The sequence below is a fragment of the Solirubrobacter ginsenosidimutans genome (genome assembly GCF_027587205.1).
Genome location: NZ_JAPDOD010000023.1, coordinates 42,187 through 61,377 on the forward strand (window position 1 = coordinate 42,187; position 19,191 = coordinate 61,377).

Below are 19,191 nucleotides of genomic sequence, written 5' to 3' on the forward strand. Positions count from 1 at the left end.
GCCGTAGGATAGGCCTCAGATGGCCGCTCAATCCCCCGCTGACGCACCCGACTGGCTCGGTGCGTGCCGGCGGTCGGTGGCCGCGATCCGCACGATGCTCTCCGACAAGCCGACGATCGCCGAGCGGGTGATCGAGACCGGCACACGCGGCGAGGGCGGCGACCGCACGCTCGAGATCGACCAGGCGGCCGAGGACGTCGTCTTTGGCGAGCTGCAACGGCTCTACGACGCGGGTGCGCGGTTCACCGCGGTGAGCGAGGAGCGCGGGGTGGTCTCCTTCGGCTCGGACGAGCTCCTCGTGGTCATCGATCCCATCGACGGCTCGCTGAACGCCAAGCGCGGGCTGCCGCACTTCGCGCTCTCGGTCGCGGTCGCCGACGGGCCGACGATGGCGGACGTGTTCTTCGGCTTCGTGCAGGACTTCGGGCCGCGCGAGGAGTGGCTGGCGATGCGCGGCGAAGGTGCCTGGCTTGACGGGGTGGTCCTGGATCCGACGCTGGTGGAGCGGCGCAACCGGCTCGGCAAGCTCGAGGTCGTGGGCGTGGAGTCGGCCGATCCCCGCTGGGTCGTGCAGTCGGTCGACGCGCTGGAGGAGACCACCCACCGGATCCGCGCGATCGGGGCGATCGCGGTGTCCTTGTGCCAGGTCGCCGCCGCCCGCTTCGACGCGATGGCGTCTTTGAAGCGCTGCCGCGCCGTCGACGCCGCCGCCGCGCAGCTGATCGTGCGTGAGGCCGGCGGCCTCGTGTCCTTCATCGCGTTCGAGGACCCGCTGGCCGCGCCGCTGGACCTCGAGGGTCACTCGCCGGTGATCGCCGCGCGGACCGCGGCGGGGCTCGCCGACGTCGCCAAGGTGCCGGTGTGGCCGCAGGCCGAGCGCGGGCCCCTGCCACACTGAAGTAAGTGATCGATTGGAAGCTCGCCGGGACTGTGGCTCGCGGTGTCGCGAACCTGCAACCCGCCGGCGACCCAACCCCGTTCGAGCAGCTCGCGGGGCCCGCGGAAGAGGCTGAACGGCTCGTTTCGGCCTACACCGGCCTGGTGCCGGTGAAGTCGGTGCCCGTCGCGGAAGCCGTCGATCGGGCGGGCTGGATCGAGGCCAACCTGACCGGGTTGGCGGCGGTGCTGGAGCCCGCTGCGGTGCGGATCGCGGGCAACGCAGGGCCGCTGGGCACGCTCGCCGGCGGCGTGGTCGCCATCGAGGCGGGCGCGGTCTCCGGGTTCCTCGCGGGGCGCGTGCTGGGGCAGTACGAGTTCCCGGTGCTGGAGCCGGACGCGCCCGCGCGGCTGCTGTTCGTCGCGCCCAACCTCGCGCACGCCGCGAAGGGCCTGGAAGCGGCCGATGAGCAGCTGCTGCGGTGGGTCGCCCTGCACGAGATGACGCACGCGCTCCAGTTCGGCGGCGTCCCGTGGCTGCGCCCGCACCTGAAGGAGATGCTCACGGAGCTGCTCGGCGCGCTGGAGTTCAACCCGCGCAGCCTGTTCCGTGTGCCCGATGTCACAGATCTCAAGAACCTCGTCGAGCGGGTGCGCGAGGACGGGCTGGCGACGATGATGATCGGCGGCGACCGCCGCGAGTCGCTGGACCGCGTGCAGGCCTTCATGGCCGTGCTCGAGGGCTACGCCGAGCACGTGATGGACGCCGCCGGCGCCGCGATCCTCGACGACCTCCCGGGCCTGCGCTCCTCGCTGGGCAAGCGCCGCCGCGACCGCTCCGGGCTGCTGAAGCTGCTCGATCGCCTGCTGGGGATGGACCTCAAGCTGCGCCAGTACGAGCAGGGCAAGAGCTTCTGCGACGGCGTCGTCGCGCGTGCGGGCATCGAAGGCCTCAACCGGGTCTGGATCGGGCCTGAGGCGATGCCCACCGTGGCCGAGCTGAGCGACCCGCTCGGCTGGCTCGCCCGCACCGAGCCGTTCCGGCTCGACCCCGCCGCCTGAACGAACCTGCGTTCCTATACGCACAAAGTATCGCCCGGTTTACGGCTGGTTCACGTGCCGATCGGACCGGCGTGATACAAAGTAGGCAGATCGCTGTAACCCGTCCAGGACTTCGGTTTACGTACATATGTTCGCTGGGAACACATAGGGCGAACACAGATTCGAAACCAAACCTCAGGGCAGGGGGAAAGAGCCACCATGGCCGAGAACGACACGAACACCACCACCACGCCGACCACGACCGCGCCCGCCGCTGCGAAGCCGGCCGCCGCCAAGAAGCCGGCGGCTGCTCGTAAGCGCAAGCCGGCCGCGCGCAAGCGCCCGGCCGCCCGCTCGGCGACGGCGACCACGCCGTCGAAGTCGACCGGCCGCCGCGTCCGCACGCAGGCCCGCAACGAGACCCGCGACGCCGCCAAGGCCAACGTCCGCGCCGCCCGCACCACGGCGGAGCAGGGCAAGTCGCTCGTCGAGCGCGCCGCGCTGACCTACGTCGGCGCCACGCTGGAGGCGCGCGACCGCGTCATCGACGCCGCGACGACGGTGACCGACACCTTCGGCACCCGCGCGAAGGCCGAGCGCGAGCTCAAGAAGCTCCAGGCCCGCTACGAGCGTCGCGGCACCACCTCGCGCAACCAGCTCGAGCGCGACGTGAAGAAGACCCGCACCCGCCTCGAGCGCGTCGTGCGCCGCAACCGCAACGCCGTCGAGCGTGACGCGGCGCGTCGCCCGAACCCCGTCACCGGCCAGCTCGCCGGTGTCTCCGGCCGCATCGAGGACGCCGCCCAGGTGGGCGTCGCCACCGCGCAGCGCGTCGGCACCCTCGCCAAGGACCGAATCGCGGCCATCGCGTAAGCACCACCCGATTTCCCCCGCGTGCCGACCTGGAGAGGCGGCGTTCGCGGGTACGCCTCCCGGCCTCATATCTCGCCGGTAGGACTCGTCCGGCCTCATATCTTGCCGGGCGGGTGTAGCACCCTCTCCTCCCTCAACCGCCGCCGTGCCCGTCCAGGGCGCGGCGGTGGTCTTTAAACGCCGTGTTCCGACGTTCGATTAGGACTCCCCCCACTCTCATATACGGGTTTCCCCCTATGGGCACGGGCTATCGCGAGCGGCATTCTTCTCCTTGCGACATGGACGTAGGGCCCACCGGCATCGCCGACCGTCTCACTGGCGGCGTGCTCGCGGCCAGACCCCCTCGAGCACGCTTCGGTTGGCGTGCCGGTGGAGCCCGAATCCAACGGTCACACTGAGGTCCGTGCTCGCACCTTCACGCGGACCCGCGCTCTTCTGGCGCCTGGCGATCGGCAATGCCGCCGTGCTCGCGGCCGCCTGCACCATCACGGCGCTCGTGTTCAGCCCCAAAGCACAGGACGTCGCGCTGCGCGAGCTGTCGATCTTCATCGGTGGCCTCGCGCTGATGCTGGCCGTCAACCTGCTGCTGCTGCGCCGCGCGCTCGCGCCGCTGCGGCAATTGACCGCGTTCGCGCGCCGGATCGACCCGCTCGAGCCCGGGCATCGGCTCGACGTGGCCGGCGGCGACTCCGACGCCGCCGAGCTGGCGGCGGCGTTCAACGAGATGCTCGAGCGCCTCGAGGTCGAGCGCCGCGACAGCGTCGCCCGCGCCCTCGCCGCGCAGGAGGGCGAGCGCCTGCGAGTCGCCCAGGAGCTCCACGACGGTGTCGGGCAGTCGCTCACCGGCGTGGTCCTGCAGCTCGGGCGCGCCGCGCGCGACATGCCAGAACCCGACCGCGAGCGGGTGCTCGAAGCGCAGGAGACGGCCCGCGACAGCCTCGAGGAGGTCCGCCGGATCGCCCGCATGCTCCGCCCGGAGGCGCTCGACGACCTCGGGCTGGCGAGCGCGCTGCACGTGCTCGGCGAGCGGGTCGCCGAGCACTCCGAGCTCGACGTCGACGTGCACGTCCAGCCCGGCCTCCCGGACTTCGGGGAGGACGCCGAGCTCGTCGTCTACCGCGTCGCGCAGGAGGCGCTGACCAACGTCGCCCGCCACGCGCACGCCAACCGCGCCCAGGTCAGGCTCGAGCTCTCCGGCGGCCGCCCGCTGCTGGAGATCGAGGACGACGGCCGCGGCTTCGCCCGCAACGGCAGCGAGGGCGGCGGCGTGCGCGGAATGCGCGAGCGGGCGGTCCTGATCGGCGCCACGTTGCGCCTCAGTCGCAGCGACCTCGGCGGCGCACGTGTCACCCTCGAGCTGCCCGCCACGTGAACCAACGCCTCCATACCCGCATCCTGCTCGCCGATGACCACGCGGTCGTCCGTCGCGGCCTGAGGCTCGTGCTCGAGGGTGAGCCTGACCTGCGTGTCGTCGCCGAGGTGGGCGATGGGGCGGAGGCGGTCGAGCGCGGGCTGCACGACGACGTCGACCTCGCCGTCCTGGACATCTCGATGCCGCGGATGACCGGCCTGCAGGCCGCGCGCGAGCTCACGAGCCGCCGCGACGACCTGCGCGTGCTGATCCTGAGCATGCACGACAACGAGCAGTACCTGTTCGAGGCGCTGCGGGCGGGCGCCTCGGGCTACGTGCTCAAGAGCGTCGCCGACCGCGACCTCGTCGAGGCGTGCCGGGCGACGATGCGCGGCGAGCCGTTCCTGTACCCGGGCGCGGTGCGCAGCCTGATGCGCGACTTCGTCGAGCGCGCCCGCCGCGGCGAGACGCCGTCGGATGACCCGCTCACGCCGCGCGAGGTCGAGATCGTGAAGCTGATCGCCGAGGCGCGCACCACGCGCGAGATCGCGGCCGACCTGGTGCTCAGCGAGAAGACCGTCGAGCGCCACCGCACGAACATCCTCGCCAAGCTCGGCATGCGCGATCGCGTCGAGCTCGTCCGCTACGCCATCCGGCGCGGGCTCGTCGAACCGTAGGGGTCACCGGCTGGTGGGGGTGGTGGGTGGGACCACGCCCATTTGGGGGTTCTCCCGGATGGACCGGAACCCCGCACGTCAGGACCATGTCCTGATGGACATTGTGCTCGTCGACGATCACCCCGCCGTGCGGGCGGGGCTGCGCGGGCTGGTCGAGGACGAGGACGGGCTCCGCGTCGCCGCCACCGCGGCGACCGCGCGCGAAGGCTTCGAGGCGATCGCCGACACCCAGCCCGAGGTCGCGCTCGTCGACCTCCACCTGCCCGACGATGACGGCCTGTCGCTCTGCCTGCGCACCCGCAGCCTGCCGAGCCCGCCGCGGGTGATCATCTACTCCGCCTTCGCCGACGCCGGTTTGGCCGTGCGAGGGGTGATCGCCGGCGCCGAGGGCGTGCTGCCGAAGGCCACCGCGCCCCGCCTGCTGCTCGACGCACTGCTGTTCGGAGCGAAGACCCAGCTGGACACCCGCGCGCTGCGGGCGATCGGCGAACGCCTCGACGCCGCCGACCTGCCGATCCTCGGCATGCTCTCGCATGGGGTCGGTCCGGAGGAGATCGCGGTCACGCTCGGGCTGGAGCCGGAGTGGCTCGAGGCGCGTCGTTGGGCGATGCTCTCGCGCCTCACGGCGTCCGCGCGACGGCATCCCCTCGCGGCCGCGTAGCCCAGGCTGCGACAATGACGGCATGCCCACGAGAGATCAGATTCTCGAGGCGCTGAAGGTCGTCATCGATCCCGAGCTGCATCGGAACATCGTGGAGCTCGGCATGGTCCGCTCCGTTGAGATCTCCGAGCAGGGGGCCGTCAATGTCACGGTCTCGCTGACGACCCCCGGCTGCCCGATCAAAGGCCATTTCCAGACCGGCGTGACCAGCGCCGTGAAGTCTGTTGAAGGCGTCACCGCCGTCGGCGTCGGCTTCGACGTCCTCTCCGACGTCGAGAAGCAGGGCCTGCAGAAGACGCTCGGCCGCCCGAACGGGCTGCCCGCCGGCGCGCTGGCGCAGGTCGCCAACGTCGTCTGCATCGGCTCCGGCAAGGGCGGCGTGGGCAAGTCCACGCTGACCGTCAACCTCGCCGCGGCCCTGCAGGCCGAGGGCAAGACCGTCGGCGTGCTCGACGCCGACGTGTGGGGCTACTCGATCCCGCGCATGCTCGGCCTCGGCGGCCAGCGCCCGAAGGTCTCGCCGGAGAAGAAGATCCTCCCGCTCGAGGCCCACGGCCTGAAGGTCATCTCGATCGGCTTCTTCCTCAAGGAGGACGAGGCGGTCGTGTGGCGCGGGCCGATGCTGCACAAGGCGCTCACGCAGTTCCTCGAGGACGTCGCGTGGGGCGAGCTGGACTACCTGCTGATCGACCTGCCGCCGGGCACGGGCGACGTCTCGATGACGCTCTCCCAGCTCCTGCCGCAGGCGACCTTCATGATCGTCACCACGCCGCAGGACGCCGCGCAGAAGGTCGCGCGCCGCGCCGCGCAGATGGCGGACAAGGTCAACCTCGAGATCTCGAGCGTGATCGAGAACATGTCCGGCTTCACCACGCCGAGCGGGGAGCGCTTCCCGATCTTCGGCGAGGGCGGCGGTCAGCGCCTGGCCGACGAGCTCGACGTGCCGCTGGTGGGCCAGGTCCCGCTGACGATGCCGCTGCGCGCCCACGCGGACGCCGGCATTCCCCTCGTGGCCGTCGATCCGGACGATCCGGCCTCCCAGGCGATCCGCCACGCCGCGCGTGGCCTGATCGCCCTCACACCGGCCGCGCCGATCGCGCTGCCGGTCCTCGACGTGGTGCAGGCAGGTCCCCCGCAGCCCGTCGGCATGTCCCTTCCGATGGCTTAGAGCAACCGCGTGCTGCTACGCCGGCCTTAGCGGCCGGCGTAGTACGCGGCGTTGCGCTCGGCGAAGTTCGCCCACTCCTCGGGGAGCTGGTCCTCCGCGAAGCACGCGTCCACGGGGCACGCCTCGACGCACGCGTCGCAGTCGATGCACTCCTCAGGATCGATGAAGAGCATCTCGACCTTGTCGTAGTCGGGCTCGTCGGGCGTCGGATGGATGCAGTCGACAGGGCAGACTTCGACGCAGGAATTGTCCTTGGTTCCGATGCAGGGCTCGGCGATGACGTAGGCCATGGCGCTAATCCTCGCATAGGCTGGTGCCAAGCATGCTTTTGCTGACCGGCGCCACAGGACTACTCGGCCATGCCGTGGTCCGACGGCTTACTGCGAACGGGATCCCGGTGCGCTGCCTCGTGCGCGACCCGCGCCGCCTCGGGCCCGAGCGCGTACGCGTGCAGCTGGCGATCGGGGATCTCGCCGACCCCGCAAGTTGGAGGAACGCGCTGCGGGGCGTCGACACCGTCGTCCACCTCGCCGGCGGCTCCCGCGATCAGCCGCGGGCCACGGTCGAGGAGCTCAACGGCTTGGCCGCGTGGCGGCTCCTGCGCGCTGCCGAGCGAGTGCGTGCGCGCCACTTCGTCTGGATCTCCCCGCTTGGCGCGACCCCGCACCACCCGATGCGCATGCAGCGGGCCAAGGCCCTGGCCGCCGCGGCGCTGGAGGAGTCGACCATCCCGACCACGACGCTCGCCCACTCGCTCATCTACGCCCCCGGCGACCGCCATCTGCGCTGGCTGGAGCGCCTCGGCTATCTGCCCGCGGTGCCGCTGGTGGGTCGCGGGATCGCCCGCACGCAGCCGCTCTGGGCCGAGGACGCCGCGGACTGCGTCATCGCGGCCCTCGACGGGCGGGCTCCCGATCACCACGTGCGCTACGAGCTGGCCGGCCCGGAGACGCTTACCCAGCGCGAGTTCGTGCGCACCGTCCTGGCGGCGAGCGGGCGGCGCCGGCGAACGGTTCCGCTGCCGCTCGTCGGCTTGCGGGCGGCGCTGCAGGCGGAGGAGACGCTGGCCGGTCCCGCCGCGCTGGTCACGTGGGACGACGCCCAGATGCTGGCCGTGGAGATGCTCTCCGCCCGCGGGACGCGCGACGCCGAGACGCTAGGCGTCCGGCCCCGCCGCGTCGCCGACGTCCTCGGTTGAGGGCCGCTGGTGCGCCCACGGGTGGGCGGACTCCATCTGCAGCGCGACCTGCAAAAGCCGGTCCTCGTTGAGCGGCTTGCCGACGAGCTGCACGTTGGTCGGCAGGCCGTCGGCGCCGAACCCGACGGGGATCGAGATCGCGGGCTGGCCGGTGACGTTGAACAGCGAGTTGTAGGGCGTGAAGTAGCCGGAGCGCTCGAGGTCGGCCATCGGGTCCTCGCCGAGCCCGTTGCACTCGCCGATCTTCAGCGGCCGCTCCGCCAGTCCCGGCGTCATCAGCAGGTCGTAGTCGGCGAAGAACGCGACGAGCCCGCGCGCGATCGCCTGCATCTGCGCGACCGCGCCGAGGTAGCTGACCGACGGCGTCTGCTTCGCGCGCTCGTAGACCGCCCGTGAGAGCGGCTCGATCTCGTCCTCGCCCGGCTCGCGACCCGCCCGCCGCGTCGCGGCGTCGATCCCGAGCGCGATGCCCGGGCCGAACACGCTGATGAACACGCGCAGGGACTCGGGCGTCGGCCAAGCGGGGGCGGCCTCGACGACCTCGTGCCCGAGCGCCTGCAGCAGCTCCGCGCCGACGCGCAGGCCCTGGATCGCCTCCTCGTCCACGGGCGCGTCGAACGGGTTCGTCGCCGTCAGCGCCACCCGCAGCTTGCCGGGGGACCGGCGCATCGACGTCACGTACGGCTCCGGCGGGCGCGGGGCCCAGTTCGCGTCGCCGACCTCGTAGCCGCCGAGCACGTCGAGCGCGATCGCCGTGTCGGCCACCGTGCGGGTGAGCACGCCGTTGGCGGCGAGCCAGGACTCGCCCAGATCCGGCCCGCTCGACACCCGCCCGCGACTGGGCTTGAGCCCCACGAGCCCGCACGCCGAGGCGGGGGTGCGGATCGAGCCGCCGCCGTCGTTGCCGTGGGCGATCGGGACCATCCCCGCGGCCACGGCGGCCGCGGAGCCCCCGCTCGACCCTCCCGGCGTGCGGGTGAGGTCCCAGGGGTTGCGGGTCGGGCCGTTGTGGCGCGGCTCGGTGGTCGGCAGGATCGCGAACTCCGGCAGGTTGGTGATCCCCACGATCACGAAGCCCGCTTCGCGCAGCCGGCGGACGAGGTAAGCGGAGTGATCGGGCCGGTAGCCGGCCAGGAACCGCGAGCCGGCGCTGATCTCGTAGCCCTCGACCGGAACGTTGCCCTTGATCGCGATCGGCACGCCGGCGAACGGCGCGCCGTCGCCGGGCACGAGGGCGTCGGCGGCGGCGAGCGCCCGCTCGGCGTCAACCTCGGTAAACGCGTTGATCGGGCCGTCGAGCGCTTCGATGCGCCGCAGCGCGGCCTCGACGACCTCGCGCGCGCTCGCTCCGCCGGTCCGCACGAGGGCGGCGGTCTCTGCGGCCGAGACGAACCCCAAATCGTCCACGAGGACCGGCACCCTACCTACTAGGGTCCATCGCGCATATGGGAATCGAACGGTTGCTCGGAGCTACCGCCGGTCTGGCGACGCCGGCGCTCGTCGTCGACCTCGTCGCCGCCGACCGCAACATCGCCGCGGCGGGCGTCCGGCTCCGGCCGCACTTCAAGGCCCATAAGTGCCCGGAGCTGATGCGCCGGCAGCTGGCGGGCGGGGACTGCACGGGCGTCACGTGCGCGACCGCGTGGGAGGCCGAGGTGGCCGCGCGCGAGGGCCTGCACGACGACATCCTCGTCGCCAACGAGGTCGCGGACCCAGGCGGGCTCGCGTCGCTGCGCCGCGCTGCCGAGCACGCGCGGATCACTGTCGCGATCGACAGCCCGCGCCACCTCGAGCTCCTGCAGGGCATCGATTGCGACGTCCTGATCGAGATCAACGTCGGCCAGGACCGCTGTGGGCTCGATCCGGCAGACGTTGCCGCGATCGTCGCGCTGGCCGAGCGCGCCGGCGAACGCTTCCGCGGCCTGCAGGGCTATGAGGGCCACGCGGTCCTGCTGCCGGAGCGGGTGTCGCGGGAGGAGCAGGTCGAGCGCGCGGCCACGATCCTGAACCGCCTCCGCTCGGTGCTCGACTGCGAGCTCGTCTCCGGCGGCGGCACCGGAACCTACGACCTCTCGACCCACCTCGACGAGATCCAGGCCGGCTCCTACGTCCTGATGGACGCGAGCTACGCCAAGGTCGACCTGCCGTTCGAGCTCGCGCTCGCGTGCCGGACGACGATCGTCTCGCGCAACGGCACCCGCGCCGTCTGCGACGCGGGCCTGAAGGCGCTCTCGGCCGAGTACGGCCTGCCACTCGCGGTCGACCCGGCGATCGAGGTCGTCGGGCTGGCCGACGAGCACGCGACGCTGACGGTTTCCGCGGAGAGCGAGCTGGCGGTCGGGGACGCGATCCTGCTCATCCCCGCCCACGTCGACCCGACCGTCAACCTCCACGCGGCGCTGCACGCCGTCGAGGCCGACGGCACGGTGCACCGCTGGCCGGTCGCCGCGGCTAGAACGGCAGCCCGGGAACCCTGACCTCGCCGGCGGGCCAGGTCGCTCCGTGGCGCAGCGGCTTCCACATCGTCGGCATCGGCATCACATATTGGCCCGCGGCCTGTTCGACGGTCACCGGCGCGGTGATGTGCTCGAAGCCGAGGCGCGCGTAGATCCCGGCGTTCGCGGCCGTGCACCACAGCATCGCCCGCTCCGGTCCGAGGTCGCGGCTCAGCGCCGCTTCCAGCAGTGGCCGGAGCAGGCCCTTCCCGCGCTGTGAGTGGGTGACGATCACGCCGCCGACGCCCACGACCTCGATCGTCTGCTCGCCGACCGCGACCTCGGCCACCAGCAGGCCGACGTGGGCGATCGGCCGCCCGGCGGCGTCGCGCTGGACCGTGTGGTGCGTCTTCGTGCGCCACTCGATCGCCACGTCGTCGAGCCCGAACGGATCGACCTCGTCGTCGATGATCGCGGCGAAGTCGGCGAAGCCGTCCTCGTGCTCGATCACTGCTGCACGGGCTCGTCGGGCGGCAGCGGGAGCTCCTGCGGCGAGGTCGGCTCGGTGTCCTCCCAGGTCGCGAACGCCTCCCCGTCGCGACCCACGTGCTCGAGCGCGCCGCCGAGCGCGATCAGCAGCACGTCCTCGGGGTGACGGTTGGCGATGTAGCGGCGGACCTCCGGCCCCACGCGTGCGATCTCGCCCTGCCCGAGCGCCTTGACCTCGTCCTCGTAGACGATCGTCAACGTGCCGGAGAGGACGATGTAGACCTCTTCCTGGGTCTTGTGGCGGTGGATGCGGCCGCGTTGACCGGGGCGCAGGATGATCTGGTTGATGCCGAAGGTCGAGACGCCCAGCTCTCGGCGGAGCGAGGTGAAGCGCTCCTCGGTGTCGGGCTGCAGGGACGTGTAGCTGACGCCGGAGTTCATGCCTGCATGATGCCGATCCACGTCTGCGACTCCTCGGGCGTGAGGCCGCCGTGGTGGCCCTTGAAGCGCAGCTGGCGGGACGGGTAGGCCTCCAGCCAGGCCATGCGGCCCGGCGCGGGCAGGACGCAGACGTCGGCGAGGCGCGCTCGCAATCTCGGACCTGGGTCATCGAACAGCTCGGAGGCGAGACGGACCTCGGCCCGCTCGCCGAGGGCGTTCGCCAGCTCACCCACGACCGTCTCCGGGTCGTTGACGTGCAGGAAGCAGTCGCGCGCCGAGCCGGCCGGCCCGTGCCGGAGGTGCTCGGTGAGCGGCGGCCAGAGCGCGTCGAGGTAGTCGATCTCGCCGACGTCGAGCTGCCCGTGGTCGGCCGTGACCGCGATCACCGTGTCGCGGACTTCGTCGAGTGCGTCGAGGGCATGGAGCGCCGCCGCGTCGAATTCGGCGCTCGACGGGCCGAACCGGTGACCCGCCGCGTCGATCGCGTCCCAGTACACGTACGTCAGGCCGTCGCGGGTCCCGAGCTGCGCCGCCGCTTCCTCGAAGGTCGCGAACGGCACGACCGACGCTCCCGCGAGCGCGGCCGAGCTGTACGTCGACGGCCAGATCGCCTGTGGCTGCAGCGCCGTCGCGGGCACCTCGAGCTGCTCGAAGAACGTCGGGCTCGGCACGAACGTCTTCGGGTCGAGCGTCAACGGCTCGCCCTGCTGGTCCACGAACGGCAGCGGCAGCACGATCCCGTCGACCGCCGGCTCATAGATCTGCCACTCGTAGAGCCCGTGCTCGCCGACCGGGAGCCCGCTGTAGAGCGTGGTCAGGTGCGCCGTGGTCGTCGAGGGAAACTGCGAGGCGACGGGCTCGATCGCCAGCCGCTGCAGGAACGGGTGGTCGGCGTGGCGCTGGACGAACTTCCACCCGAACGCGTCGAGCAGGACGACCGCGACCCGCTCGTGCTCGCGCGTGAGCGCCGCGAACCGCTGCGGCAGCTCAGCGAAGCCTGTCGCCATGGCGCACCTCGAACATCTCGCAGCCCTCCTCGGACGTCCACGGCCCGTGCTCCATCCCGGGCGGCCGGCAGGCGTAGTCACCCGCCCGGAACGTCCGGTCCAGCGTCAGGTCGCGCATCGAGCCGGAGAGGATCAGGATCTCTTCGACGTAGTCGTGGACCGCGACGCCCTGCGGCGACGTGTCGGTCCCGGGGGCCCAGCGGAGCATCCGCGTGAGCGTCTGCCCGGCGTCATCGCGCGCCAGAACCCGTTCGGAGACCCCGGGCGAGACCTCGACCCACTCGATCGAGGCGACCGGGAAGAACTCGAGCGCCGGCTTCACCGCGCGCGGGAGCGGACGAGGGTCTGGGCGAGCGTGACGGTCAGCGGCTCGACCTCTTCGAGCGTCCCCGCGCCGTGCAGCAGCCGCACACCCGCATTGACGACGCCCTGCACGAGCTGCGCCACCAGCTTCGGGTCCTCCGCGCCCAGCTCGGGCTCCAGCAGCGCGGCGGGGCGGTAGGCGAGCGCATTGATGCGGGCGCGCACCGCGGGACCCAGGGGCGCGTCGCCGAGCAGCTGCGCCATCCGGTGGCTCCCGTGCGCGACGAGCCGCAGCTGCGTCGACACAAACGCCGCCACCCGGGCATCGGGCCCGTCGGCCGCGGCCATCGCCGCCTCCAGCTCCTCAAGCCACCGCGGCATGTCGCGCTCGCACAGCGCCGCGATCAGGTCGTCGCGCGACGAGAAGTACCGGTAGATCGAGTTGCGCGCCAGCCCCGTCCGCTCCCCGAGCGCCCGGAACGACAAGGCGGCATGCCCGTCCTCGAGCAGGATCGCCTCAGCGGCATCCAGCAGCGCCTCACGCTGCTGCGCGCGATGCTCGGCGACCGTCGGGGCGTCAATCTGCGGCATCCGGCCGCCGATCCTAGGCTGTCGGGGAGGACGCCGCGACCAACCGCGACAGATGATCGCCTTCATGCGACGCCTGATCACGGGTCTCGCGGTCGTCGTCGGAGCGCTCGTCTCCGCCGTGCCGACCGCGTCGGCGGACCCCACGCTCGACACGTACACGTTTCCCATCGGGGTCAAATCGGCCGAAGGGATCGCCGCCGCGCCGGACGGGACGGTCTATGTCGGCACCGACGACAACTCCAAGACGCCCCCGATCGCCAAGGTCGATCCGGCGCAGGTCTCGGCGGGAACCGCCAAGGGCGTCACGCTCATCGCGTCGCCGCCCCACCCGGACCCGGCCGTGTGCTGCGTCCGGCTCTTCCGCGACATGTCCTACTCGGCCAAGTCCAACGCGCTGTTCTGGACGCGCAGCGACGGTCAGGTGGGCAAGCTCGACGCGACCGGCATGTCGTCGATCACGCTGACGGGCAATATCGAGCCGTTCGGGATCGCCGCCGCGCCGGACGGTGGTGCCTGGTTCAGCGAGAAGGGCGCGTCCAACGTTGGCCCCGCGTACGCCGGCAACCGGATCGCCTATGTCTCGCGTGCGCTGGGGGGTCCCAATGAGCAGGTCAACCTGGCACTGCAGGGCGGCCGGACAACACTCGACAGCCTGCGCTACGCGGCCCAGCCGAAGGGCATGACGATCGGCGTCGACGGCAAGCCGTGGTTCGTCTCCTCCGACGGTGGCAACCCCGGCTGGCGGATCGGCACCACCAAAGGCGCCGAGTACGAGGAGTACCGGCTGTGCCCGTGCGGATCGGGGGTGACCGCGCTGACCGACGTCGTCGCCGCAACGGACGGGACGCTGTGGTACACGAACGAGTTCAACTCCACCGTCGGCCGCTTCAACCCCGCGTCACACGACTATCAGGAATTCAGCCTGGTGAGCATGGACCCGACGCTCAGCGGAGGCAAGCCGTTCGCCCTCGCCGCGGCCGGTGACGGGTCCGTCTGGCTCGCGGTCTCGGGGTTCGCGAAGCCGGCGGCCAACGCGATCGTGAAGCTCGTCCCCGGCGTCGGCGCGCCGCAGGCGACGGTCTACAAGATCGGCGCCGCGATCGCACCCACCTCGATCGCCACCGACACCAAGGGCAACGTCTGGTTCAGCGGCTCGTCATTCGGTGGGCCGGGCGGGTTCGGGCGGCTCGGGAACGCGTTCTCCGGTGATCCAGGCCCCGGCGGCGGCGGCGGCGGTGGCGGCGGCGAGCAGTCCCCGGCCACGCCTCCCGCCACGAACTCGCCGCCGGCCCAGACGGTCACGCTCACCCCGGTGGTCAGCGCGAGGGCGACCGTCAGCGACCCGAGGGTCAACGGCGACTCGATCAGCGCCAACCAGATCTGCGTCGGCCCGCCGCAGGACCGCTGCAGCCTGGTCTACCTGATCCAGACCCACGAGTACGTGACGGGCTTCCCCGGAACCCACGGCTATATGGCGAAGGCCAAGAAGCTGACGACGATCGGAACGCTGAAGGTCACCCTCAAGGGCGGCCAGAAGAAGAAGGTCACGATCAAGCTCAACCGCAAGGGCCGCAAGCTGCGCAAGAAGATGACCTTCAAGGCGACGCTGACCGTGACTCAGTCGATCAACGGCGCCAAGCCCAAGCAGATCCTGAAGAAGAACCTGAAGTTCAGGAAGTAGCGCCGCGCGCGCGGCGCGCGAGTTCGACCGTGGCGGCCCGGAGGTCGCCCGGTCGGTTCGCCGGCTCGGCGAACGCGATCCGCGTCTCGGCGATGCCGCGCGGGGTCTTGACCGTCAGGTCGAGGCCGTAGCGGTCGATCCGGACGCAGGTCGCCTCGGTCGCGTCCGGGTGGCCGCCGAGGGCGCGGGCCATGTCGAGCAGGGCGTCGGCGTGGTCGGCATTGAGGTGCTCGATGGCGTAGGCGGCGCCGCTTGCGACCGGGTCGGGCTCGGCGGCGTGATAGGCGTCGGCGTCGGTGGAGTCCATGCGGCCATAGCCTCCCACCCAGCGCACGCGCTCGACGCGCAGCACGTAGTACGTGAAGTCGCCGAACCCGCCGTAGAGGCCGGAGGCGGGCGAAGCGTCCTTGTACGCGGCCCGCGCGACGTCGAGCTCCTCGCCGCCGGGCGTCTCGAGGTGGCCCGCCAGCGTCACCCGCCCGCTGTCGAGTGGGTCGCCCTTCACGTCGGGCTCGCCCACGACCAGGCTGGCCCGCGCATCGCCCACGACGTTGCGGCCGTGCTCGGCCAGCGTCGACAGGCACAGCACCGGCGTGCCGTCGGCCAGGGCCGCGTAGAGCACGAGCGATCCCCACGGTGATCCGTCGGCGCTGACCGTCGCCAGTGCGCCCATCCGGTTGCGCGCGATCAACGTCCGCGCCTCCTCGGCCGGCGTGCGGCGCGGGGCGGGGCCGACGTCCGCGAGCGGCGCGGCGCCGCTCAGGACCTCGGCGGGGGCGAGGTGATCGGTGGGGAAGGCGGTCACGGGCGGAACCTTAGCGACAGGTGTCCCCAAGATCAAGACACCTGTCGCTAAGTCGTCAACCTACTTGAGCGTCACCGTCGCCCGGCGCGTGCCGTGGGCGAGCTTCACGACGAAACTGCCCTTGAGCTTCGTCCCCTCCAGCGCGGCGAGGCGCAGCTTGCGACGCTGCAGCGTGCCGGTCGCGAGGACCTTGCCCGTCTTGCGCTGCAGCAGCTTCACGGACCGCTTGGCGCTCCCCGCGAACGGCGCCTTCTTGAGCGTGAACGTGCTGATCTTCGCGCTCTTGCCCGCCGGGCCACGCGGTCCGGCGGGACCGGCCGGACCCTGCGGACCAGCCGCGCCGGGGGAGCCGAGGACGGCCGTCCCGGGCTCACCCGCGTCGCCCTTCTCGCCGGCGGGCCCGGTCCCGGGCTCGGGGTAGCTCAGACCGAGCGTCAGCTTCATCGTCCCGTACCGGCGGGCGTTCGGCCCGAACCCGTCGAGCACCGAACCGGGCTCGTTGGACGGGACGATCCCGTCGATCATGCGCGAGCCGTCGGCGCGCAAGGTCACCGTGGCGGCCGAGAGATCGAGATTGAGCTGTGTCTTGGAGCGGTCGTAGGTCGACGTCTGCCCCAGCTGGTTCGCGGTGACGCCCGAGGCCTTCAGCGTCCCCGTAAGCCCGTTGAGCGTGATCAGCGGGTTGACCACCGTGATCGGCGAGCCGTGCACGGTGAACGTGACCGTGCCCGTGGTCTCGATGCTCCCGACGCCGTTCTCGGTGTACGTCCCACTCGCCGCGGGATAACCGAAGGTGTACTTCTGGTCCGCGCCACGCGCGGAGTCAGGCGTCACCGAGGCGGCAGAATTCCCGTCGGGACCGGTCAACGTCGCGGGAGCGGTGGCCGCGGCGGTGCCGTTGGACGAGCCGGGGTTGCCGACCTGATTGAACGTCACGTAACCGAGCCACGTTGCAGTGGGATCAGCGAACGAGGACAGCTGATTCGGGATCGTCCATTCGAGCTTGCCGCCCGTGACCGTCAGCGTCGCGGCCTGGGCCGCGGGCGCCGCGACCGCCATGGCTGCGGTTGCCGCGAGGGCCGCTGTGAGGAGCTTGCGCATATCCGTCCGTGGTTCCTTATTCCGTGGTGAACGAGATGGAGACCCACCCGAACGGATCGCCCGGGAGGTAGTAGCCGGCGAAGACCGAGGTCGCGGCGCCAGGCGGCACGGCTGCCGGGATGCGCTCGTAGGCGAACGACTTGGCGTCGGCGCCCGTGAACACGCCGCCCGCCTTGGAGACGTCGAGCGTCTCGACGACCGCCCGCGCGTTTGCACCGTCCGTGCTGCCTGAGCCGGTCATGCGGAAGATCACCCGCGAGGACGTGCCGTCGAGCTCGACCTCGGGATCGTTGGCGCGCAGGTCGATCTCGTGGTCGGCGTACCTGAAGCCGACGGTGCCCGTGAACGCGATCCGCGCGGCGCCGGACGCGGGGTCGCACCAGCCCTCGGCGAACGGGAAGTGGAAGGAGTAGACGAGCGGCGCCTCGCTGCCGCCGGCGACCTCGGGCGGCTCACCGCTCGCCCCGCGGGCCGTCGAGGTGCCCTCGCCCGACGCGATGTACTGGATGAACGACTCGCGCACGCGCCACGTGACCGTCGCCGAGGTGATGGTCCGCGCGCCCGCGGGCCGTGCCTTCACCGGCGGCTCGCCCGCGCCCGGCTCGACCGCCGCGCCACCGGTTGTCGTGCGGCACGGCCCGTTCGGCGCCACTCCCGGTTGCTGGACCGGGGGCGGAGCGGCCGCACCGCTGAAGCTCGCCGTCGCGGCGACCGTGACGAAGGACGTCCGCGGCAGCTTCGAGACCCGCAGGCGGCCGGCGATCGTCTTCGCCGCGGCGGCGGTCAGCGTCGCCGAGGTGCGCGGCAGCTGGACGCCCGAGGCGCTCACGTCCGGCGCGACCGCCAGCGTCAGCAGCGTCGTCCGGCGCCCGCCGAGCAGTGCGGTCACCCGCGGGTTCGAGCCGAGCTCGAGCCGCGGCGAGCCGAGCGACACGGTCCGGTGCTTGGTCCGCAGGCGAAGCGAGCCGGTCGTCCGCAGCGCCTTCGCGTCACCCGCCGCGAGCGCGAGCGTGACGCTGCGTCCCGACCGTGACGCCCCACCGCTCGTTCGGACGGTCACGCCGCGCGCCTTGAGCGCCTGCTCGGTGCGCGCGGTCAACGTCACGTTCAGCGAGCCGCTGGTCGCGGCGCCGGCCGTCCCCGGAGCGCCCAGCGCCAGCGCCAGCGCCAGAAGGACGCCGGCGACGCGCGCACCGTTCATGTCGCGGGAACGGCGATCGTGAACGAGCCCCACGCGCTGCCTGCCGTGTACGCGCCGCCGCCGATCCGCTCGCCCGCGGTCGCCGCGATCTTCGCCGGCACGTGGACCCAGCGCCTCACCCCATCCGCGGTCACGGGCGCGATCCCGGTCAGGTCGAGCGTGAGCACCGCGACGCCCGCGTAGTTCTGCGGCGCGGTCGTGCAGACGTCGCCGCCCATCTCGAACGGCTTGTAGCGCCCGTCGGCGTAGACCGTCCCGGACTGCCCGCCCGCGACGATCTCGATCCGGAACGCGCCGATCGACTCGTCGATCCCGTGCACCGCCATCGTGTAGGTGACGTTCCCGTTCACGGTGATCGTCGCCGACCCGTCGGCCCGGACCTCGCTCGAGGCGATCGGGAACCGATGGTCGTACGCCGTGCCGGCGACGACCCGCGCGGCACCGCCGCCCGCGACGACGGTCCCGCCCGGCGTGCCCGCGCAGGGAACGGCCGGGAACGCCCGCTGCACGTAATTGGTCCAGCTCTTGAGCGTCCCGCTGTCGCCGAGGTCGCATGAGAACCAGTCGACGCTGCTCGCCGGTGTCGCGGTGAACCGATCCGCGCACGCGGGCTCGGGAACGGGCGTCGCGGTGGCGGTGGGTGCCGGCGTCGCGGTCGCGGTCGGCGTGGGTGCCGGCAGCGCCGAGTCGGTCGGCACGGGCGGAGCAGGCGCCGGGAGCGTCACCGATGGCTGCGTCAGCTCGGCCGCGACACCCACGGTGAGCTTGCCGAGCGTCGTCGTCGAGGGTGCGCGGCGCAGTCGCAGGCCCGCCTTCAGGCGGGTCGTCGCCGCGCGCGTGAGCGCCACCCGCGCCCCGACCAAGGACACATGCTGCTGCGCGGCGTCGAGCACCGCGGGCTTGGTCGGCGTCAGCGTGAACAGCCGCACGCTCGAGCCGCCCAGCCGCGCCGTCACGTAGGACGAGGTCCGCGAGATCGTCACGGAGAGGCCGGTGGCGCTCACGTTGCGCTTGCCGGAGCGGAAGCGCAGCACACCGTTGAGGCTGATCTTCGCCGACGATCCGATCGTCCACCCACCGATCGCGAACGTCGGGTACTTGGCGGGCCCGCGCGGCGCTGAGGTGACGGAGAGCGAGCGTGCGGACAGCGCACGCTTGCCGGACGCCGAGAGCTCGAACGCGGCGAGCGACGGCGTGGCGAAGGCGTCAGCGGGGGCGGCGAGAAGGCCGCACACACACAGCACAGCGAGGGCGAAGCGACGGAGAGTCATAAGGCAAACCCGACCGCCGTG

21 protein-coding genes are annotated in these 19,191 nt (G+C 72.0%); 10 read left to right on the forward strand and 11 right to left on the reverse strand.

Annotated features, from left to right (window positions below; genetic code table 11):
• Positions 1-19 precede the first annotated feature (19 nt).
• From OM076_RS22915 to OM076_RS22945, 7 genes are all read left to right on the forward strand, one after another.
• The gene (locus tag OM076_RS22915; RefSeq protein ID WP_270042404.1) at positions 20-898 is read left to right on the forward strand and encodes an inositol monophosphatase family protein; all 879 of its coding nucleotides are present in this window, start codon (positions 20-22) and stop codon (positions 896-898) included.
• A gap of 5 nt (positions 899-903) precedes the next feature.
• Positions 904-1,938: an Rv3626c family coenzyme F420 biosynthesis-associated protein gene (locus OM076_RS22920; RefSeq protein ID WP_270042405.1), complete on the forward strand. Its 1,035-nt coding sequence runs from the start codon at positions 904-906 to the stop codon at positions 1,936-1,938.
• 198 nt (positions 1,939-2,136) lie between these two features.
• Positions 2,137-2,790 (forward strand): hypothetical protein, encoded by a 654-nt coding sequence (locus OM076_RS22925; protein WP_270042406.1) that lies wholly within the window; start codon positions 2,137-2,139, stop codon positions 2,788-2,790.
• A 403-nt stretch (positions 2,791-3,193) separates the two neighbouring features.
• Positions 3,194-4,162, forward strand: a complete 969-nt coding sequence (locus OM076_RS22930; protein ID WP_270042407.1) for a sensor histidine kinase — start codon at positions 3,194-3,196, stop codon at positions 4,160-4,162.
• On the forward strand, positions 4,159-4,818 hold the full coding sequence (locus OM076_RS22935) for a response regulator (RefSeq protein WP_270042408.1): 660 nt from the start codon (positions 4,159-4,161) through the stop codon (positions 4,816-4,818). The genes OM076_RS22930 and OM076_RS22935 overlap by 4 nt, the downstream gene beginning before the upstream one ends.
• A 94-nt stretch (positions 4,819-4,912) precedes the next feature.
• Complete coding sequence (locus OM076_RS22940) at positions 4,913-5,479, forward strand: response regulator (RefSeq protein WP_270042409.1); 567 nt, start codon at positions 4,913-4,915, stop codon at positions 5,477-5,479.
• A 22-nt stretch (positions 5,480-5,501) separates the two neighbouring features.
• Entirely contained in the window at positions 5,502-6,647 is a 1,146-nt protein-coding gene (locus OM076_RS22945) for an Mrp/NBP35 family ATP-binding protein (protein WP_270042410.1), read from the forward strand.
• A 26-nt stretch (positions 6,648-6,673) separates the two neighbouring features.
• On the opposite strand, the gene OM076_RS22950 is transcribed toward OM076_RS22945, so the two are convergent.
• Entirely contained in the window at positions 6,674-6,937 is a 264-nt protein-coding gene (locus OM076_RS22950) for a 4Fe-4S dicluster domain-containing protein (protein ID WP_270042411.1), read from the reverse strand.
• A gap of 32 nt (positions 6,938-6,969) precedes the next feature.
• Between OM076_RS22950 and OM076_RS22955 the strand changes: the two genes are divergently transcribed.
• Positions 6,970-7,845: an NAD(P)H-binding protein gene (locus OM076_RS22955; protein WP_270042412.1), complete on the forward strand. Its 876-nt coding sequence runs from the start codon at positions 6,970-6,972 to the stop codon at positions 7,843-7,845.
• Here OM076_RS22955 and OM076_RS22960 read toward each other — a convergent pair.
• Positions 7,804-9,264: an amidase gene (locus OM076_RS22960; protein WP_270042413.1), complete on the reverse strand. Its 1,461-nt coding sequence runs from the start codon at positions 9,262-9,264 to the stop codon at positions 7,804-7,806. The two genes, OM076_RS22955 and OM076_RS22960, sit on opposite strands and share 42 nt — an antisense overlap.
• A 26-nt stretch (positions 9,265-9,290) precedes the next feature.
• On the opposite strand from OM076_RS22960, the gene OM076_RS22965 reads away from it, so the two are divergent.
• Positions 9,291-10,322, forward strand: a complete 1,032-nt coding sequence (locus tag OM076_RS22965) for an alanine racemase (protein WP_270042414.1) — start codon at positions 9,291-9,293, stop codon at positions 10,320-10,322.
• On the opposite strand, the gene OM076_RS22970 is transcribed toward OM076_RS22965, so the two are convergent.
• From OM076_RS22970 to OM076_RS22990, 5 genes are read right to left on the reverse strand one after another with little or no spacing between them, the layout of a single operon-like run.
• On the reverse strand, positions 10,297-10,791 hold the full coding sequence (locus OM076_RS22970; RefSeq protein WP_270042415.1) for a GNAT family N-acetyltransferase: 495 nt from the start codon (positions 10,789-10,791) through the stop codon (positions 10,297-10,299). The two genes, OM076_RS22965 and OM076_RS22970, sit on opposite strands and share 26 nt — an antisense overlap.
• Positions 10,788-11,210, reverse strand: coding sequence for a cupin domain-containing protein (locus tag OM076_RS22975; protein ID WP_270042416.1), 423 nt, complete (start codon positions 11,208-11,210; stop codon positions 10,788-10,790). The genes OM076_RS22970 and OM076_RS22975 overlap by 4 nt, the downstream gene beginning before the upstream one ends.
• Entirely contained in the window at positions 11,207-12,217 is a 1,011-nt protein-coding gene (locus OM076_RS22980) for an alkaline phosphatase family protein (RefSeq protein ID WP_270042417.1), read from the reverse strand. The genes OM076_RS22975 and OM076_RS22980 overlap by 4 nt, the downstream gene beginning before the upstream one ends.
• Positions 12,198-12,539, reverse strand: coding sequence for a cupin domain-containing protein (locus OM076_RS22985; RefSeq protein ID WP_270042418.1), 342 nt, complete (start codon positions 12,537-12,539; stop codon positions 12,198-12,200). The genes OM076_RS22980 and OM076_RS22985 overlap by 20 nt, the downstream gene beginning before the upstream one ends.
• Positions 12,536-13,111, reverse strand: a complete 576-nt coding sequence (locus OM076_RS22990) for a TetR/AcrR family transcriptional regulator (protein ID WP_270042419.1) — start codon at positions 13,109-13,111, stop codon at positions 12,536-12,538. Before OM076_RS22990 ends, OM076_RS22985 begins: the two co-directional genes overlap by 4 nt.
• Positions 13,112-13,175: 64 nt before the next feature.
• On the opposite strand from OM076_RS22990, the gene OM076_RS22995 reads away from it, so the two are divergent.
• Positions 13,176-14,792, forward strand: a complete 1,617-nt coding sequence (locus OM076_RS22995) for a Vgb family protein (RefSeq protein ID WP_270042420.1) — start codon at positions 13,176-13,178, stop codon at positions 14,790-14,792.
• Here the strand turns inward: OM076_RS22995 and OM076_RS23000 are convergent.
• The 4 genes from OM076_RS23000 to OM076_RS23015 are packed head-to-tail and all read right to left on the reverse strand — an operon-like array spanning position 14,782 to position 19,170.
• Positions 14,782-15,597 carry a HugZ family pyridoxamine 5'-phosphate oxidase gene (locus OM076_RS23000; protein WP_270042421.1) on the reverse strand — a complete coding sequence of 272 codons (816 nt, stop codon included), beginning with the start codon at positions 15,595-15,597 and terminating at the stop codon, positions 14,782-14,784. The two genes, OM076_RS22995 and OM076_RS23000, sit on opposite strands and share 11 nt — an antisense overlap.
• A 60-nt stretch (positions 15,598-15,657) precedes the next feature.
• Positions 15,658-16,698: an HtaA domain-containing protein gene (locus OM076_RS23005; RefSeq protein WP_270042422.1), complete on the reverse strand. Its 1,041-nt coding sequence runs from the start codon at positions 16,696-16,698 to the stop codon at positions 15,658-15,660.
• Positions 16,699-16,714: 16 nt separating this feature from the next.
• Positions 16,715-17,899 carry an HtaA domain-containing protein gene (locus tag OM076_RS23010; protein ID WP_270042423.1) on the reverse strand — a complete coding sequence of 395 codons (1,185 nt, stop codon included), beginning with the start codon at positions 17,897-17,899 and terminating at the stop codon, positions 16,715-16,717.
• On the reverse strand, positions 17,896-19,170 hold the full coding sequence (locus OM076_RS23015) for an HtaA domain-containing protein (protein ID WP_270042424.1): 1,275 nt from the start codon (positions 19,168-19,170) through the stop codon (positions 17,896-17,898). Before OM076_RS23015 ends, OM076_RS23010 begins: the two co-directional genes overlap by 4 nt.
• Between the last annotated feature and the right edge of the window lie 21 nt (positions 19,171-19,191).

Coding starts and splice junctions, on each gene's coding strand:
- OM076_RS22940 (WP_270042409.1), top strand. CDS start 4,913: ATGGACATTGTGCTCGTCGACGATCACCCCGCCGTGCGGGCGGGGCTG.
- OM076_RS23015 (WP_270042424.1), bottom strand. CDS start 19,170: ATGACTCTCCGTCGCTTCGCCCTCGCTGTGCTGTGTGTGTGCGGCCTT.
- OM076_RS22915 (WP_270042404.1), top strand. CDS start 20: ATGGCCGCTCAATCCCCCGCTGACGCACCCGACTGGCTCGGTGCGTGC.
- OM076_RS22950 (WP_270042411.1), bottom strand. CDS start 6,937: ATGGCCTACGTCATCGCCGAGCCCTGCATCGGAACCAAGGACAATTCC.
- OM076_RS22955 (WP_270042412.1), top strand. CDS start 6,970: ATGCTTTTGCTGACCGGCGCCACAGGACTACTCGGCCATGCCGTGGTC.
- OM076_RS22965 (WP_270042414.1), top strand. CDS start 9,291: ATGGGAATCGAACGGTTGCTCGGAGCTACCGCCGGTCTGGCGACGCCG.
- OM076_RS22945 (WP_270042410.1), top strand. CDS start 5,502: ATGCCCACGAGAGATCAGATTCTCGAGGCGCTGAAGGTCGTCATCGAT.
- OM076_RS22995 (WP_270042420.1), top strand. CDS start 13,176: ATGCGACGCCTGATCACGGGTCTCGCGGTCGTCGTCGGAGCGCTCGTC.
- OM076_RS23005 (WP_270042422.1), bottom strand. CDS start 16,698: ATGCGCAAGCTCCTCACAGCGGCCCTCGCGGCAACCGCAGCCATGGCG.
- OM076_RS22975 (WP_270042416.1), bottom strand. CDS start 11,210: ATGAACTCCGGCGTCAGCTACACGTCCCTGCAGCCCGACACCGAGGAG.
- OM076_RS23010 (WP_270042423.1), bottom strand. CDS start 17,899: ATGAACGGTGCGCGCGTCGCCGGCGTCCTTCTGGCGCTGGCGCTGGCG.
- OM076_RS22980 (WP_270042417.1), bottom strand. CDS start 12,217: ATGGCGACAGGCTTCGCTGAGCTGCCGCAGCGGTTCGCGGCGCTCACG.
- OM076_RS22990 (WP_270042419.1), bottom strand. CDS start 13,111: ATGCCGCAGATTGACGCCCCGACGGTCGCCGAGCATCGCGCGCAGCAG.
- OM076_RS22925 (WP_270042406.1), top strand. CDS start 2,137: ATGGCCGAGAACGACACGAACACCACCACCACGCCGACCACGACCGCG.